Source organism: Desulfovibrio sp. ZJ746, from assembly GCF_011039155.1.
Classification (GTDB): domain Bacteria; phylum Desulfobacterota; class Desulfovibrionia; order Desulfovibrionales; family Desulfovibrionaceae; genus Desulfovibrio.
Genome location: NZ_JAAKEK010000009.1, coordinates 1 through 17,207, shown reverse-complemented (window position 1 = coordinate 17,207; position 17,207 = coordinate 1). Strand labels below are relative to the sequence as shown.

The 17,207-nt window shown below is 48.6% G+C and carries 16 protein-coding genes and 1 pseudogene; 12 read left to right on the top strand and 5 right to left on the bottom strand.

What is annotated here, in order from left to right:
- Window positions 1–7: 7 nt before the first annotated feature.
- From G7Y54_RS11840 to G7Y54_RS11825, 4 genes are all read left to right on the top strand, one after another.
- Entirely contained in the window at window positions 8–241 is a 234-nt protein-coding gene (locus tag G7Y54_RS11840; RefSeq protein WP_165077736.1) for a hypothetical protein, read from the top strand.
- Window positions 234–935 (top strand): hypothetical protein, encoded by a 702-nt coding sequence (locus G7Y54_RS11835; RefSeq protein WP_165077734.1) that lies wholly within the window; start codon window positions 234–236, stop codon window positions 933–935. The genes G7Y54_RS11840 and G7Y54_RS11835 overlap by 8 nt, the downstream gene beginning before the upstream one ends.
- A 202-nt stretch (window positions 936–1,137) precedes the next feature.
- Window positions 1,138–1,725, top strand: a complete 588-nt coding sequence (locus G7Y54_RS11830) for a hypothetical protein (RefSeq protein ID WP_165077732.1) — start codon at window positions 1,138–1,140, stop codon at window positions 1,723–1,725.
- A gap of 129 nt (window positions 1,726–1,854) precedes the next feature.
- On the top strand, window positions 1,855–2,118 hold the full coding sequence (locus G7Y54_RS11825; protein WP_165077730.1) for a DUF4175 domain-containing protein: 264 nt from the start codon (window positions 1,855–1,857) through the stop codon (window positions 2,116–2,118).
- A gap of 74 nt (window positions 2,119–2,192) precedes the next feature.
- Here G7Y54_RS11825 and G7Y54_RS11820 read toward each other — a convergent pair.
- The 4 genes and pseudogenes from G7Y54_RS11820 to G7Y54_RS11805 form a co-directional block, all read right to left on the bottom strand.
- Window positions 2,193–3,231: pseudogene (locus G7Y54_RS11820) on the bottom strand (IS481 family transposase).
- 141 nt (window positions 3,232–3,372) lie between these two features.
- A complete protein-coding gene (locus tag G7Y54_RS11815; protein WP_165077727.1) occupies window positions 3,373–3,660 on the bottom strand; it encodes a type II toxin-antitoxin system YafQ family toxin in 288 nt (95 codons plus the stop codon).
- Window positions 3,647–3,922: a type II toxin-antitoxin system RelB/DinJ family antitoxin gene (locus tag G7Y54_RS11810; RefSeq protein ID WP_165077725.1), complete on the bottom strand. Its 276-nt coding sequence runs from the start codon at window positions 3,920–3,922 to the stop codon at window positions 3,647–3,649. Before G7Y54_RS11810 ends, G7Y54_RS11815 begins: the two co-directional genes overlap by 14 nt.
- A gap of 78 nt (window positions 3,923–4,000) precedes the next feature.
- Window positions 4,001–4,876, bottom strand: a complete 876-nt coding sequence (locus G7Y54_RS11805) for a site-specific integrase (RefSeq protein ID WP_165077723.1) — start codon at window positions 4,874–4,876, stop codon at window positions 4,001–4,003.
- A gap of 353 nt (window positions 4,877–5,229) precedes the next feature.
- Here G7Y54_RS11805 and G7Y54_RS11800 point away from each other — a divergent pair, with 353 nt between their 5' ends.
- From G7Y54_RS11800 to G7Y54_RS11765, 8 genes are all read left to right on the top strand, one after another.
- Entirely contained in the window at window positions 5,230–6,426 is a 1,197-nt protein-coding gene (locus G7Y54_RS11800; RefSeq protein ID WP_165077721.1) for an integrase arm-type DNA-binding domain-containing protein, read from the top strand.
- Window positions 6,427–7,032: 606 nt separating this feature from the next.
- Window positions 7,033–7,242, top strand: a complete 210-nt coding sequence (locus G7Y54_RS11795; protein ID WP_165077718.1) for an AlpA family phage regulatory protein — start codon at window positions 7,033–7,035, stop codon at window positions 7,240–7,242.
- Window positions 7,235–9,016 (top strand): AAA family ATPase, encoded by a 1,782-nt coding sequence (locus G7Y54_RS11790; protein WP_165077708.1) that lies wholly within the window; start codon window positions 7,235–7,237, stop codon window positions 9,014–9,016. Before G7Y54_RS11795 ends, G7Y54_RS11790 begins: the two co-directional genes overlap by 8 nt.
- An 85-nt stretch (window positions 9,017–9,101) precedes the next feature.
- The gene (gene mobV / locus G7Y54_RS11785; RefSeq protein WP_241159354.1) at window positions 9,102–10,310 is read left to right on the top strand and encodes a MobV family relaxase; all 1,209 of its coding nucleotides are present in this window, start codon (window positions 9,102–9,104) and stop codon (window positions 10,308–10,310) included.
- 146 nt (window positions 10,311–10,456) lie between these two features.
- The gene (locus G7Y54_RS11780; protein WP_165077697.1) at window positions 10,457–10,951 is read left to right on the top strand and encodes a hypothetical protein; all 495 of its coding nucleotides are present in this window, start codon (window positions 10,457–10,459) and stop codon (window positions 10,949–10,951) included.
- 12 nt (window positions 10,952–10,963) lie between these two features.
- Window positions 10,964–11,569, top strand: a complete 606-nt coding sequence (locus G7Y54_RS11775; protein ID WP_165077695.1) for a recombinase family protein — start codon at window positions 10,964–10,966, stop codon at window positions 11,567–11,569.
- A gap of 166 nt (window positions 11,570–11,735) precedes the next feature.
- Window positions 11,736–13,835: a site-specific DNA-methyltransferase gene (locus G7Y54_RS11770; RefSeq protein WP_165077693.1), complete on the top strand. Its 2,100-nt coding sequence runs from the start codon at window positions 11,736–11,738 to the stop codon at window positions 13,833–13,835.
- Entirely contained in the window at window positions 13,835–16,513 is a 2,679-nt protein-coding gene (locus tag G7Y54_RS11765; protein WP_165077691.1) for a DEAD/DEAH box helicase family protein, read from the top strand. The genes G7Y54_RS11770 and G7Y54_RS11765 overlap by 1 nt, the downstream gene beginning before the upstream one ends.
- 179 nt (window positions 16,514–16,692) lie before the next feature.
- Here G7Y54_RS11765 and G7Y54_RS11760 read toward each other — a convergent pair.
- Window positions 16,693–17,207, bottom strand: a 515-nt coding sequence (locus G7Y54_RS11760) for an integrase core domain-containing protein (RefSeq protein WP_165080272.1), incomplete at its 5' end; no start/stop codon positions are given.

Here is a 17,207-nt window from a genome sequence, read left to right as displayed (position 1 = left end):
AACTGGCATGGCAAAGAATAAACTTGGTAACTTGAATGACCATTTATTCGCAGAGCTGGAACGATTGAGTGATGAAAGTTTAACTGGAGAAAATTTAGAATCGGAAATTAAGCGCGCAATGGCTGTGACTACAGTGGCAAGAGAGATAATATCTTGTGGATATTTGGTATTAAAAGCAAGAATAGCTGCTGATAATACCCTTACAGGGTCAAAAATAATGCCGGGTATGCTTGATGAATAGAAAAAGATATACTCCAGAAATGGTTGAATTTATCAAGCAGAATTATGAAGGTCGTAGCATATCTGAACTGACAGAATTATTTAATAATCACTTCAATGCAAATAAATGTGAAGGTACAATACAACGTATATGCCATGAATATAGAATTTTAAAAAATATAAAATATACAGAAGAAATGGATGAATTTATTATACATAACTATAATGTTTATACACTTAAAAAATTAACAGAAGAATTTAATAAAAAATTTTCATGTAATGCTTCGGTTGGTACGATGCGCAATAAGGTACGGATTCTAAGCGGTGATTATATAAAAATAGAGGGGAAAATTATATCAAAGGCTAGGTATTTATTTATAAAATATTTCGGTGAAGAATTTTCTCTTAGAGATAATGATGTTGTAATTTTTAAGGATGGTAATAAGAAAAATTATTCTAAAGATAATCTTATGAAAGTAGATAAATATGATTTGTCCTATCTGGCAGGATTAGGATTATATAATATTAATAAAGAAACGACCGAAGCAGGATTAAAGATAGCTCAAATAATGAGAAAATTAGAGGAATTAAAACGCCATAAAAATCCAATTAAATTTCTGGCCATTTGGCTATTCTTGGTTTTTTCAAAAAAACGTGTTACGGCCATAAAAATCACTTCTTTGAATTTCAACTGGTTATCATGTTGGCCAACCTGATGATCTTAGCTCGGGGGCTTGCCCATTCGTGCCACGTCCTCCGGCTCGGGTGGAGCATGGTGCCTCACCGACTCGTCGCCGTCCGCGCGGATTCTCTTTGCTGGCGTCCATGTTGCCTTACTTGGCCGAGTGGGTGGACAGCGCCTTGACCAGAGAATAAAATGCGGGGGATTTCGATTTCCGCTTGGAAGGGAGGTACCGTATGGAATACAGCAGCTTGAGTAGTAAAGAAGCGCAAGATATTGAAAAACTTATTGAATCTGCAGCGCGTGCGCGCGAAGAGTCAGAAAAACTGCCAGAAAGAATCTTATATTCTTCTGTTTTGGAGAACATGGCATCAGAATTTAATTCTGCGCTCAAGGATAAAGATTTTATTACACTGTTTGATTTGGAAAGTCTTTGTCAAAAACATGATGAAGAGTATTATGGTCCAGTAAAAGTAAAAAATATAAATTTTTATCCAAGTATGGACGACTTAAAACAGATTTTTATTGAATCATTAGATCCAGAAAAGGTACGTTCAAAGTACAATCCAATCTTAGATGAACTTAAAGCGCATGGGACAAGGGTGCATGATACCTTATTTGAAACTGCAATTCGTTTACATTCAAAAAATTTAGGTAGTTATTTCGGCCATGCGTCGAATTTTGCTGAAAAAAATTTTTATGAAACTCGCAAGAAATGCCTTCTTGCATTGAAGCAGGAGCATCAGCGGAATTTGGATTGCGCTATGGGATATGTGAAGAAAAAATCTCCCTCCAAAGGAAAAAAGCAGGAAATTTCTCGCTGATAGCCGCTCTTTTTACACCATACTCTGATTCTTGTTCCTCTGGGGGTGGTTTCGCTCCGCCGGGCTGGGAGGGCTTGAACGCTTCAATATTCACGGCCCAAGCACAGTTGATGCACAAAAGGGGATACCATGGCACAAGCAGAAATGATTCGCAGAGAGCCTAATTTGAAGCGCTTTACCGAGGAAGAAATTGATGAAATGCTCGAGCGCATTGCAAAACTTTATCAAGAGGGTCGGAGGGATGAAGCTCATGAATTGATTAATGTAATTCCTCTCCATTGGAAATCTGCCAAGATATTAAAGGAAATGGTCGGTATTGAAGCTATGATTGAATCTGGGACAAATCTCTCTGAAGCCGTTGACCATTTTGGGATGGAATGGCTTGAACGCTAGATATTTTTAATTTTGTGTAGTAGTTTAGACTTGATCTGACAGTTTACTCCGTCTTGACGGTTCTCCCTGTCCGATTAGTTCATCTGTCCGACCTTTTCCTCCCAAAGCCTTTTCCCGTCAAGAAGGGTTTGCATAGGCGTTCTGCCGCAGCACATCTTGCCCTGGTGGGTTCGCTCAGTGTTGTAATGGTCGAGCCAGACATCCAGGTCAGCCTGCAACTCCTCCAAAGAGTGATAGAGTTTACGCCTGAACGCAACCTGGTAAAACTCCTGGAGGATGGTCTTGTGGAAACGCTCGCAGATGCCGTTGGTCTGCGGGTGACGCGCCTTGGTTCGCGTATGCTCGATGTCGTTCACGCCGAGGGACAACTCATAGTCATGGATTTCCAGCTTGCCGCAGTATTCCGTCCCACGATCCGTGAGGATGCGGATGAGGCCCATTTCCTGTGAGGCAAAAAACGGCAAGACCCGGTCGTTCAACAGGTCCGCGCAGGTAATGGGCGTCTTGTTGGTATAGAGCTTGGCCGTGGCCCACACGCGCTGGTGTCCACAAAGGTTTGCTGGTGAATCCGGCCCACCCCTTGATGGTTCCCACATAAAGCCTGTCCTGGCTGACGGGTTAACCGGGATGACGGCTTTCAATCTCGCCGCACGCCGCATCATCCTGTTTCTTTCGTTCCAAAGCCTGTACCTGGGCCTCCGTCAGGACGATGCCCTGGCCCGCTGACATCTTTTCCAAAGCCGTCAGGCGCTGCTTCATGGATGAAAGGTTATGGCGCAACCAGATGAAGCGGACTCCAGACGGCGACACGAAGATGCCTCGCTTTCGCAGCTCATTGCTGACCCTGACCTGCCCATGAGCGGGAAATGCCGTGGCAAACTCGACCACCGCCTGTTCAGTGGCTTCTTCGACCCGGTTTTTCAGATTGGGTTTTTTCCGGCTGACTTCAAACAGGGCCTCAACGCCGCCGGCATTTCTGGCTGCCTGATACCGATAGAACGTATCCCTGGAAAAGCCCATGATACGGCAAGCCTTGGAGATATTGCCCAATTCGGCGGCAAGGTTGAGAAGTCCGGTCTTGTGCTTGATGACGCTTTGATTAAAACTTTCCATCGGGAACTCCGTGGGCATCGTGCCCGGTTGATGGGTTGGTTGTCGTTTCCATCAAAACGGAGTTCCCCTTGCTTTTCAAGGGGCTATTGTCAGATCAAGTCGAAACTAGCTCACTTTAGCCAACGTTACTAAGCGCGGCGCTCAACGGCTAAAAAGCTCAGAATGGGAACCAAGGCGGGCAATTTTCAGGATGTCCGGCTCCTCTGTCTTGTATATCAGCAATAAATCCGGCTTTAAATGGCACTCCCGATACCCCTTCCAGTCGCCTATCAGCGCATGATCCCGGTAGCTGTCCGGCAGGGGTTCATCATTGGCCAGCAGCAAGGCCACGCTCTCAAAAAGGCTCCGCACGTCCTGGGCATAACGCGGGCTCGCCTTGGCGCGTTTGTAATCCCGCTTGAAGGCCGTGGAAAGTTCAATGCTCCGCATCAAGAGCCGCCATCATATCAGCTACGGAATTGAATTTATGCCCCTTCCCGGCTTCTAGTTCAGCGATTGCCCCACGGGTCGTTGCATTGGGCGCCTTTACCTCGAAGGGGAGCCGGCGTTCATCCGCTACGCGCACCAGCAATAGCCGGATGGCGTCAGAAATTGAAATTCCCATTTCTGCCAATGCGTTGGCGGCTCTTTCTTTCGTGACCGTATCAATTCGTGCCCGAACCACCGAATTATGTGCCTGTGCTGTACTCATTTTCCACCTCGCCGCTAAATGTAGCCACAATGAGGCCACAGGTCAAATGCCCTCCCAGCTCGCCGCCATTGGAAAGAATCACTCCAATCGAAGATCAGCTAAAGGGAGCGAAGAAACAGCCTGGACTTCCTGCTCCGGGGCGAGATGGGCATAGCGCAGGGTCATTTTTATGGTCTTATGGCCTAACAATTTGCCGACCATCGCAAGAGGGGTTCCCCCCTGTATCAACCATGAGGCGAATGTATGGCTGATAGTGTGAAAACATACCATTTCCCTACGGTCGGTTATACCTGTATTGAATCCACATTTGTTTACAGCATTCCTGAATATTCGATATGTACTCTGCGGAAGCCGTCCATTTTCCTGAAAAAGCGGAAGTCCTTCTTTTTTCTTGCTCTTATATTTTTTAATGATTTTTGATGCTGTATTATTAAGATAGACAATGCGAGTAGTTCTATTTTTAGCATCGTATATTTTTAGATATTTATTCTTTGAGTCAATATCGAAGGAACGTAAATTATATATCTCTCCGGCCCGTAATCCTGTTTGGAGTGTGAATAGAGTGATGTCAAACCAAAGGTCGGATTCTTTTTTCAACTCGGCGAGGAGCCTTTTTGCCTCCTCTGCCGAAAGAAAACGCATACGCCGATTATCAAACCTTGGCATCCTGAATTTTGGTACAGGCCCCTCATATAATTCCCATTCTTGGGCTCTTCTCAAAACCCGGCGCACCAGTGAAAGACAATGATAAACAGATTGCGGGCTCAGTTTTTTGGCCTCAAGCGTTTTTTGGAGTTGCAAGATTTGCAAGTTTCTGATTGAATGTAGGGGCATTTCGGCCATCACTGGGGCAATATGGAGTTGCCATCGGCCAAGCTCTGACTTAATTTCCCTCTGTGAATGGGAAGCAAGCACAAGCTGGCAATAGAGGCCGAATGCTTCCGCTAAAACCATAAAAAATCCCCCTCTTTGAGGAGGACGGAAAAAACGGAAATAAAATCAGGGTATTAGAGTGTATAACGGCCTTTCACGCCGTCAACAGGGGTTCAAATCCCCTTGGGGACGCCAAATTTAGGTGCAAATACGGATGCCAAGGTGTAAAAAGCCTTGGCATTCTTTATTTTTTCTCTCCAGTTGTGTTTCCCAAAGTGTACCCAAGTCCAGTTGCATCCACACTTTTTGTGGGTATATTTGTGGGCATCGCTGTGCTATGCTGAATTTCGATACCCACACAGTCAACTTGCTGGAATAGCAATATTTTTGTCCATGTGGGTATCATGCCGTCTAACAACGTGGAGGTACCCAAGATGCCCTTGACCGATACCCACATCCGCAGCCTGAAACCGGAAGCAAGGGCAAGGAAGTATTTCGATGGTGGTGGGCTATTTCTCTATGTGCCCCCTACCGGCAGCAAGCTGTGGCGCATGGCTTACCGGTATGACGGCAAGTCAAAGCTGCTCAGTTTTGGCGATTATCCTTCAGTTTCCCTAAAAGACGCAAGGGCGCGGCGCGAAGAGGCCAAAGGACTGCTCGCCAAGGGTATCGACCCTTCAGCGCAGAAAAAAGCCGCCAAGCGGGAACAGGTCACGGCTGAATGCGACAGTTTTGAAAGCATCGCTCTTGACTGGCATCGGACACGTCTTGCCGGATTTTCAGAAAAGCATCAGGGAACAGCCCTATATCGCATAAATACCTACATTCTACCCATCATCGGGAAAAAACACATTGCCAGGCTTGAAGCGCCGGAGATTCTTGCGCTCGTCAAGAGCATCGAAGGCAAAGGAAATCACGAAACCGCGCGCAGGGTGCTTCAAATTATCGGCCAGGTATTTCGCTTCGCCATTGCCATGGGCAAAATCGAGCACAATATCGCGGCGGATCTGCATGGCGCATTGAGGCCTCGCAAGGTTGTTCACCGCGCCGCTGTTCTGGAAAAAGAAAAAGTGGCCCAGCTCCTCATGGCCATAGACGAGTATGCTGGCTATTACCCGCTTGTCTGCGCCCTGAAACTGGCTCCAATACTGTTTGTGCGTCCGACCGAATTACGTTGTGCCACTTGGCAAGAATTCGATCTGGAGGCAGCCGAATGGCGCATCCCTGCCGAGCGCATGAAAATGCGGCGCACCCATATCGTCCCCTTGTCCCGCCAAGCTCTTACCATATTGAGGGAATTGAAAAAGTTTTCGGGCGACGGCCATTATCTGTTCCCTTCCACGCGGACGGAAACGCGGCCCATCTCGGACGCGACCATGCTGAATGCCCTCCGGCGCATGGGCTATCAGAAGCATGAAATGAGCGTCCACGGCTTTCGCTCTATTGCCTCTACCCTCCTCAACGAGCTTGGCTATAATCGCGACTGGATTGAACGCCAGCTTGCGCATGGAGACAGTAATGGTGTCCGCGCTGCCTATAATTATGCCGAGTATCTTCCAGAACGAAAAAGGATGATGCAGGAGTGGAGCGATTTTTTAGACGACCTACGCGATAAAGTAAGGCATAAATAAGAAGCAATGCTTAAAAATATCTAATCTCTGAGCAGGGCGTTAGAGTAGCTACTGTAACGCTCTGCTTTTTTGAGCCACAAAAGCCCCCTGCGCAAATATATGTGAGGGGGGCTTGCCGACCGATGGCCGACAAGCCGGGGGACATCTAAGAAAAATATTCCAACAAGTTATAGTCATTATTAAAAGTAGCATCTTCTGGATGGGTTTTTCTCATATTTTGAAATCTCCGTAATTATGGAGCAATTTTGTGGTTTGAAGAACTCTGGTTACAAAATTGGTTACAAAAATACATATAAACATCAGCTTTTTTAAAATTAAATCACGATTTATTCCTCCCATATATTTATGATAAGTTGCTATTTATATTATGAATTTAAAGATATGCGTTAGAGGTATTTACCAGGTTAAAAATTTTTCAACCAGAAAAACGGCTAGTTTGGCCGCTAAGCCGGGCAAATTTCTATAAGTATTTCTGCACATTTAATTTTCCTCAACTGCATCCAGCCGCATCTGGATACATTTTTGTTACATACTGAAATACATGGATAAATTTACAAAATACAGGCTATAACCCTCCGTAAACCATTTTTGAACGGAGGAAGGGTTATGGCAACGCAAATACCCGCCACAGGTTTTCTCAGGCTTCATCAAATTCTGGAATTCTTTCCCATCAGCAAGAGTGCGTGGTGGAAAGGCTGCGCGACCGGGCGCTATCCCAAACCGCTCAAACTCGGCCCGCGAACCACGGTCTGGCGCGCTGAAGACATCAGGGCATTCATTGAGAATGCCGGACAGTCGGAGATGAACCATGAATGATCTGCTGAACACGTTTCAGGAAGTTCTTGGCAAACATGGCCTTATCCCCGAGGAAATCCTTGCGGACGGTGAACTGCACCGCTGCCCGACAGAAAGCAGGCCACACAAGCGAAACGGCGCGTACATCGCGCATCTGGATACTCCGGCCACGCTTTGGTGGTGCAATTGGGAAACCGACGACCAGGGCACGTTCTGCGCCGAGGAGAAACCTACGCTTTCCCCAGCCGAGCTTTCGGCCTGGCAGCAACGCCAGCAAGACCTACGTCGTCAGCGGGAGGAGGAATGCGCCAAACGTCAAGCGGAAGCTGCGCAGCGTGCCTGCCAAGAATGGGAAGCCGCGCGTGCCTGTGACAGCGACCACCCATACCTCCTTCGCAAGGGTGTCTCCCCACTTCCAGGCATCCGCCAATCACACGATGGCGCGGTGCTTATCCCTGTTTTGGATGCCGCAAGCAGACTGCAAAGCCTGCAACGCATTTATCCAGATGGCACAAAGCGCTTCCTCGTAGGTGGTAAGGTGCAGGGCGGACGGTTTACCATCCCCGGTTCACAGGGAAAACCCATCGCCATTTGCGAGGGCTTCGCCACCGGCGCGAGCATCCATAGGGCCACGGGCTGGGCGGTCGATGTTGCATTTTCCGCGCATAACCTTTCGACAATCGCCAGGCTGGTAAAAGAGCGATTCCCCGACCGGGCAATCCTCATTTGCGGCGATGCTGATGAAGCCGGACGCAAGAAGAGCGAGGAGGCCGCGAGAGCCACAAACCTCACGCTTGTGATACCTACCTTCACCACTGGCTCTGGCACAGATTTCAATGACCTTCACCAAAGCGAAGGGATTGAAACCGTCCGCTCCCAACTGGAAGCCGCTCTCGTCAAACGGCAGGGGCTTGTGGCCTTGGATATGAGCGAGTTCCTGTCCATGAAGATACCCGACCGAGGTTATCTTCTATCGCCCATCCTTCCGGTTCAAGGGATAGGCATCCTCTACGCGCCGCGCGGGGTCGGCAAAACATTCGCGGCCCTGAGCGTTGCCGTGGCGGTCGCCTCCGGCGGCGCTGTGTTCAACTGGCGTGCCCCTGCGCCCAAGAAAACGCTCTATGTGGATGGCGAAATGCCGGCCACGTCCATGCAGAGCCGCTTGTCCTCCCTTGTAGGCGGCATGGCCATTCCGCCCCAGGCGCTCAAGAACCTTTCGCTCATAACGCCGGATTTGCAGCCGTGCGCCATGCCTGATTTGTCCACTCACAATGGCCAATCCATGATTGAGCCGCTGCTGAAAGGTGTGGACATGATTGTCCTGGACAATATCGCCACCCTCTGCCGCACGGGCAAGGAAAATGAATCACAATCCTGGCAAGCCATGCAGGCGTGGCTTCTGGATCTCAGGCGGCGTGGCATCACCGTTCTCCTGGTTCACCATGCGGGGAAGTCCGGCGATCAGCGTGGCACCAGCGCCAAGGAGGACATCATGGATACGGTCATCAGCCTCCGCAGGCCAAAGGAGTACGCTATGGCCGAGGGCGCGAGATTTGAGGTTCATCTCACCAAGGCGAGAGGCATTCTCGGAGACGATGCTAAGCCTTTTGAGGCCAACCTGATTACCGAGGGAAGCGCCCTGCACTGGCAAGTCCGGGAAATTGAGGATGTGGAGCTGGAGGAGCTGAAAAGACTCTTGGAAGACGGCTACAGCATCCGGGACTGCGCCGAGGAAATGGGCAAATCGAAATCGGCTGTCCACCGCCTGAAGCGGAAATTGGATGGTCTTGAGTGAGTCTATTTTAGGTGTCCCGCTGTCCCACTGCTTAAGCGGCGGTACAGCGGGACACCTGTTTCTTATAGAAGAGGGAAATCCAAGTATGTCCTTACTCGTCCTACATATGAACAAATTCAAAAAGGACGCTGTTCGCGGCATCCAGTCGCATAATCGACGCGAACGTGAGAGCCACTCAAACCCGGATATCGACTATGCGCGGAGCGCCCAAAATTACGATCTCCATGAAGCCGCCTCGGAAAACTACGCCCAGGCCATCCAGAACCGTATCGATGACCTGCTCATGGTCAAAGCCGTGCGGAAGGACGCAGTACATATGTGCGGGCTTGTCGTCAGCTCGGACAGTGAGTTTTTTGACAAGCTCAATGCCACTGAAACCAGACGCTTCTTCGAGGAGGCAGCCGCGTATCTCACCGAGTTTGTCGGCAAGGAAAATGTCATCTCGGCCATGGTTCACATGGACGAGAAAACACCGCACATGCACTTCCTCCATGTGCCCATCACGAAGGACGGCAGGCTGTGCGCCAAGGACATTTATACCAAGACCGCGCTGAAAAAATTGCAGGATGAACTGCCCCTACGTTTGCAAAAATGTGGCTTCCTCATTGAGCGTGGCGTGGAACAGCAAAAGGGCTCTCCCAAGAAGCATCTGGATACCCGGGAGTTTAAACAGCAGCAGGAAATGCTGGCATCCATGCGGCGGGATGCTGCGCGATTGGAGGCAATGCTTTTTGACCTTCAGGAGGAGCTAAACCGCACCGAGAACGAGCGCCGCGCACTTTTTGAAGAAAATGAAATTTGGAGGAAGCGTATCTCGGAGGCAGAGGAATCCTTGAAAAATGGTCCGCAATTACCGGCGGCAAATTTCTTCAATTACAAAGATGTCCTCGCTCATGCCCAGGAAAAACTGGCTGTGTATCAGCAGGCCCTTGCCGACAAGGAGGAAGTGGCCAGGCAACGGGACATGCGGGCCCGGCAGGCGCAGACTCTGTTGCAGGAGCGCGACAAGGCGCTGGACGCCGTGCGGGGGGCGAAATCCATGATTGCGGCTCTGGAAGCGGAAAACAAAAAACTCCAGACGCGCATGGCGCAAGCCAAGGAAAAGGCTGCCTCCGAAATGAAGGACATGCAGGATTTTATCCTGGTCTCCGGCAACCATCATCGTTTTCAGGAATTTCAGCTCCAGCGCATGGAGGAAAGGGCATTGGAGGCCCGTGCGCGGATGGAGCATGAACGACAAATCCGGCAAGAGGCCGAAAGGCAAAATCAGCACCGTGGCATGAGGATGCGCTGAGGCATTTGAGAGGAATCTTGGCGCAGCAACAAGATATAGCCCACTATACTTCACTGGCGTGAAGCCGTGGGCAAGCGTGCCGCTTGAGCGCTTAAAGCCAAAGGCAGAAATCGCGGCATCCGCCGCTCAACCGAGGAGAAGAAAAATTGGCAATCACCGCCGAGCAAGTCAAAAGCATTCGACAAGAACTGAACAAGCTGCGCCCCGCATCCACCCGTGCAGGGAACAGAGAACTGAGCGTCAAGCAGACGATACTGGCACTCGCCCCTGCGCTGGAGCGGATGAAGAAGCGCGGCTTCGAGCTGCCGGAAATTATCGCCAAGTTGGCCGAGAAAGGCATTGAGGTCAGACCGCAAACACTCACGAAGTATCTTGCCGAAGCCCGACGTCAAAAGGACACCAGAAAGACAAAAAGGCAGGCATCCTCCCCCCATTTCTCCGCGCCCAAAGCGACTTGTCGCAATGCGGGTGCGCAGGACGCAGACACACCCCCCAGACAGACCAACAAATCGTTTGCCAAGAAATCCCTCAATGCCCGTGATTTCCCACCAAGAGAGAATGAAGACTCCTCTTCAGGGAAAACCTCCCCAATGTATGGCACATTTCCAATAACCCCCGACACCCCTCTGGGAGAACTCTAAGGAGAGATCAAAATGGCACAGACGTATGGGTATATCAGGGTGTCAAGCATAGACCAGAATGAGAGCAGACAGCTTCTTGCTCTGGAGAAGATGGACATCCCCGCCACACGGATTTTTATGGATAAGCAATCAGGAAAGGATTTTCACAGGCCACAGTATCAGGCGATGCTCCGAAAACTCAAGGCCGGAGACCTCTTGTGCATTTTAAGCATTGATCGCCTTGGACGAAACTATGAGGAAATCCAGAACCAATGGCGGCTGATTACCAAGGAAAAGGGCGTGGATATTCATGTGGTGGATATGCCCTTGCTGGATACAAGGCGTGACAAAAATTTGCTCGGCACATTCATTGCCGACCTCGTCCTTCAGGTACTCTCCTTTGTGGCGCAGACTGAGCGGGAAAATATTCGGAAACGGCAGGCAGAGGGAATTGCTGCCGCAAAACTCCGCGGTGTCAGATTTGGCCACGCGCCAAAGCCGCTGCCCCCAAACTTCGCCGAAATTTTCGAGCTTTGGGAAATGGGGAGAATCACCGTTTCCGAGGCGGCCAGAAATACGGGAATGGGTCGCTCAACATTTCGCAACAAGGCGAAATTATTTATGAAAGATTGTCCTTAGAGCGCCGAGTATGTCTACTGAACCGCCACCCTATCAGTATGATTGTCAAGATATTTTTTAAACAAGAAAAAGCGCTTGGTCAATCTTCGGTGGACAATCATCAATCGCGGGAAATGGCTTGGCGGTTCAGTAGACAAGCTTGCCACCCTGTCTTGCGGGGTGCGCTATGCCAAGGCTTACCGAACAGGAAAAACAGGAAATTTTGCGCTACATGGAAGAGGATAAGCCCCTTCCTGATAAGTATCGGTTCCTTCTTTTTGAAGATAAGCGCGAAGTCGAGCTTGTCTGGAACGGTAAATCCAACGAAGTCTGCAATGTGGTGCTACCCTTTCAGACCATTGAGCAGATTGACGAGCCCCGCAAGGGAACGACAAGCGACTATAAGCACAGCCTGCTGACACTTGATAGCCGAGGTCGGCAGGACAAGGGTTGGACCAACAAGCTCATTTGGGGCGACAACAAACTAATTTTATCCTCTCTCAAAAATGGCCCTATGCGCGAGGAGATTGAACGCCAAGGTGGCCTGAAACTCATTTATATTGACCCACCTTTTGATGTTGGCGCCGATTTTTCAATGGATATTGAAATTGGCGATGAGACTTTTACCAAAAATCCCAATATTCTGGAAGAAATAGCCTACCGCGATACCTGGGGCAAAGGAGCGGACAGCTTCATCAGTATGATTTATGAAAGGGTGAAGTTGATGCGGGATTTGTTAGCAGATGATGGAAGTATTTATGTGCACTGTGATTGGAGAGTAACCTCATACATAAGAGAAGTTTTAGATGAAGTATTCTCTAAAGAATTATTCTGTAATGAAATTATATGGTTATATACAGGTCCAAGTGCGGCGAACCAACACTTTCCTAGGAAGCATGATACAATTTATTGGTATTCCAAGACAAATAAAAAAATTTTTAATTCAAATGCTATTAGAGTAAGTTATAAAGCAGATTTTACTACGGCACGAGGCGTGTATGCGCAAAAAGAATATGATGAAAATTTCCAAAAGCAACGACATGAATTAGGAAAAGTACCAGAGGATTGGTGGAATCATGTTTCAAATGTGTCGGCTTGGCGTAATGAACTTATTGGCTACCCAACACAAAAACCTGAAGCCTTACTTGAGCGCATCATAAAGGCATCATCCAATGAAGGAGATCTCGTAGCAGATTTTTTCTGCGGCTCGGGAACCCTCCCCGCCGTCGCTGAAAAATTGGGCCGCAAATGGATAGCCACAGACTTGGGCAAATTCGCCATCCACACGACCCGTAAGCGATTGCTTGGGGTTCAACGGCAGCTCAAAAAGGAAGGCAAGCCCTACCGCGCTTTTGAAGTCCTCAATCTCGGCAAATATGAGCGCCAGCATTATATCGGCGTCAATGAGAATCTGCGTGATGAGGAAAGGCGTATCCAGCAAGAACAAAAGGAAGCGGCGTTTCTGGACCTGATTCTCAAAGCCTATAAGGCGGAAAAAGTCAACGGCTTTGAGAGCTTTCAGGGGAAAAAACAGGGGCGTATGGTGGTGGTTGGACCAATCAATGTGCCTGTCAGTCGCCGATTTGTGGAAGAAGTCATCCTGGAATGTCGCAAGCATCATATCAGCAAAGTGGACATTCTTGGTTTTGAATTTGAAATGGGGCTTTTCCCTGACTATCTGGAAGAAGCCAGACGAAAAGGTGTGGATGTCCAGCCCAAATACATTCCCGCAGAGGTATTTGATAAAAGGGCAGTTGAGCGCGAGCAGGTAGTTTTCCATGATGTGGCCTATATCGAGGTCAAGCCACATTATCGCAAAAACGAAGTCGCCGTTGAACTGACAGATTTTTCCGTCTTTTATTCGCAGGACTCCATCGCAGATGCAGAAGTCAGCCTGAAGCCAGGCAAAAGCAAAATTGTAGTGGAGGGCGGTCAGATTGTTAAGGTTCAAAAGGACAAGAAAGGCATTGTTAGCCGTGAAACCCTTACCAAAAGCTGGACAGATTGGATTGATTACTGGTCTGTGGACTATGATTTTGAATCCAAACGGGAAATTATCCGAGTAAAAAATCTAGATACTGAGGAAATCGAGGAGCAATGGACGGGCGATTACATTTTTGAGAATGAATGGCAGTCATTCCGTACCAGACAGAATCGTAAACTGGAGCTTATAAGCGCGTACCATGAATTGCCTCCAGGTCGGCACAAACTCGCAGTGAAAGTCGTGGATATTTTCGGAAATGACACCATGACCATCATTGAAGTCAATGTTGGAGGTAAAAAGTAATGGCCCTCCATCCAGAATTTCCCAAATCTCCGCATGCGATTCTTGACCCGGAAATACGCTGGTTTCCTGCGGATGAATCCATACGCGATAAAATGGAAAACCTTATGCCGCCGCTGGTTCCCAACCTGCGCAGGGCCGTCAAGGCATTTCGTGATTCCGGCTATGTCGGAGCGAGCGACACCAGCAGAAGCCTATTGAATTGGTGGTTCAAAGAACCGCATATGCTGCCTACATTTGAAGGCCCGCTCAAGGAATTCAAGTATTATTTTGCCCAGCGCGAAGCATTGGAGACCATCATTTACTTGCACGATGTTGTCGGCACAAAAGATAAATTTGACCTGATGCGCTTCGATGCTTCCGGCCGGGTCAGCAGTGGCATGTTTGATGAGACTTGGCCGCGCTATGTGATCAAGATGGCCACAGGCAGCGGCAAGACCAAAGTTATGGCACTGGCATTGGCGTGGAGCTACTTCCACAAGCTCTACGAGCCGGATTCAGACCTGTCCCGAAATTTTTTGCTTATCACGCCAAATATTATCGTGCTTGACAGGATATACAAAGATTTTCAGGTGTTGCGAATATTCTTCAGCGATCCGGTTTTACCGGATAATGGTTATGACGGACGCAGCTGGCGTGATGATTTTCAGCTTACTCTCCACAAGCAGGATGAAGCGCGGGTTACAAGACCTGTTGGCAATATTTTTCTGACCAATATTCACCGGGTTTATGCGGGCAACGAAAGTCTCCCCACTGCTGAAGACAATGACAGCCGCGCTTATTTTCTTGGCCCGAAGCCCGTAACAGCTACAACGGATTCAAAAGTCGATCTTGGCATGATTGTGCGCGATATTGACGAGCTTATGGTTATCAATGACGAGGCGCATCATATCCATGACGCATCCCTGACATGGTTTAAATCCATTGAAGATATTCACAACCAGCTATTGCAAAAAGATAAATCGTTGAGTCTGCAACTGGATGTCACCGCCACGCCCAAACACAATAATGGCGCTATTTTTGTCCAGACTGTCGCCGATTATCCGCTGGTGGAAGCCATAGCACAGAATGTGGTCAAGCATCCTGTCTTGCCGGACAAGCCCAGCCGTGAAAAACTGACTGAGAAGCAATCGGCAAAATTCACCGAAAAATATGCAGACTATCTAGATCTTGGTGTCATTGAATGGCGCAAGTCATATGCCGAACATGAAAAAGTTGGCAAAAAGGCCATTCTTTTTGTGATGACGGATGACACGCGCAATTGCGATGAAGTTGCCGAATATCTTGAGGAGACATATCATGACCTGAAAGGCGGCGTCCTTGTTATTCATACTAAGGACAACGGTGAAATATCCGAGGCCAGTACCGGCAAGAAAAAAGAGGAACTGGAGCGCCTGCGCGACCTTTCCAATAGAATTGATGATGCCGATAACCCTTATAAGGCAATTGTCTCGGTTCTTATGCTTAAGGAGGGCTGGGATGTGCGCAATGTGACCACTATTGTTGGGTTGCGGGCCTATTCTGCCAAGAGCAATATTTTGCCAGAGCAGACACTTGGGCGTGGTTTACGCAAGATGTACCCTGGTGGTCTTGAGGAATATGTGAGCGTTATCGGTACAGAGGCTTTTATGGATTTCGTGGAAACCATTCAGGCCGAGGGCGTGGAACTGGAGCGTAAGCCAATGGGCGATGGCGCGGGAGGACAAACGCCACTGATGGTTGAAGTTGACAATGCCAATGTCAACAAGAACATGGACGAACTGGACATTGAGCTTCCCCTGCTAACGCCGCGCATTTATAGGGAATATAAAAATCTCGCCGACCTTGATGTCAGCAAGTTCGGCAATCAAAAAGTGGAATATAAGCAATTTACGGAGGAGGAACAACGCGAAATTGTATTCCGCGATATAACAACTGACGAAATCAGCCATACGACGGTGCTGGATACTGCTGGAATAGCTGATTTCCGTAGTGTGCTTGGCTGGTTCACCAAGAGCATAATGAAAGAGCTGCGATTGTTCAGCGGCTATGACGTGCTTTATGGCAAAATCAAGGAATTTGTGCGAGACGAGCTTTTTGACAGGCAGGTTGATCTGAATGACGCAAACACCATGCGCAATCTTTCCGAGCTGACGGCCACCAGAACAATTCTCGAGAGCTTCAAAAGGGCCATAAACGCACTGACTGTCAGGGACAAGGGCGATGCCGAGATACGCGATTATATCAAGCTGCGCAAAACGCGCCCTTTCATGGTCACGCAGCAGGAATCGCTGATCCCCAAAAAGAGCGTTTCCAACAGGATTGTCGGCGACAGTCACTTTGAGCTGGAATTTGCCGCTTTTCTGGAGGATTGCAAGGATGTGGTCGCTTACGCCAAAAACTACCTTGGGGTCAATTTCAAGCTTGATTATGTTAATAGGGATGGAAGCATTTCCCACTACTACCCCGACTTCATAGTCAAATTGCACAAAAACCGAATAGCCATCGTGGAAACTAAAGGAAATGCGGACTTAGATGTACCGCTCAAAATGGAACGCTTACGCCAATGGTGTAAAGATGTGAATATGTCGCAGAATAAAGATATTTACGATTTTGTCTATGTGTCGCAAGAGAAATTTGAAAAATATGCGCCAAAAGATTTTGAGAGTTTATTCAGGAATTTCAGTGATTATAGAATATAACCTTCCAAAAGGATCATGTTATACGTGATCCTTTTGGAAGGTTCCCTCAGTAAGAAAAGTTATTTTTTATCCCGAGGAGGACATGGATCCTTTCCCTGTGAGTCACGATTTGATATTATTTGTAGTAGTTTAGACTTGATCTGACAGTTTTCTCCGTCTTGGTGGTTCTCCCTGTCCGATTAGTTCAGCTGTTCGACCTTTTCCTCCCAGAGCGTTTTCCCGTCAAGGAGTGTTTGCATGGGGGTTCTGCCGCAGCACATCTTGCCCTGGTGGGTTCGCTCAGTGTTGTAATGGTCGAGCCAGACATCAAGGTCAGCCTGCAACTCCTCCAAAGAGTGATAGAGTTTACGCCTGAACGCAACCTGGTAAAACTCCTGGAGGATGGTCTTGTGGAAGCGCTCGCAGATGCCATTGGTCTGCGGGTGACGCGCCTTGGTTCGCGTATGCTCGATGTCGTTCACGCCGAGGTACAACTCATAGTCATGGGTTTCCAGCATGCCGCAGTATTCCGTCCCACGATCCGTGAGGATGCGGATGAGGCCCATTTCCTGTGAGGCAAAAAACGGCAAGACCCGGTCGTTCAACAGATCTGCACAGGTAATGGGCGTCTTGGTGGTATAGAGCTTGGCTGTGGCCCACTTCGAGTAGGTATCCACAAAGGTTTGTTGGTAAATCCGCCCCACCCCCTTGATTG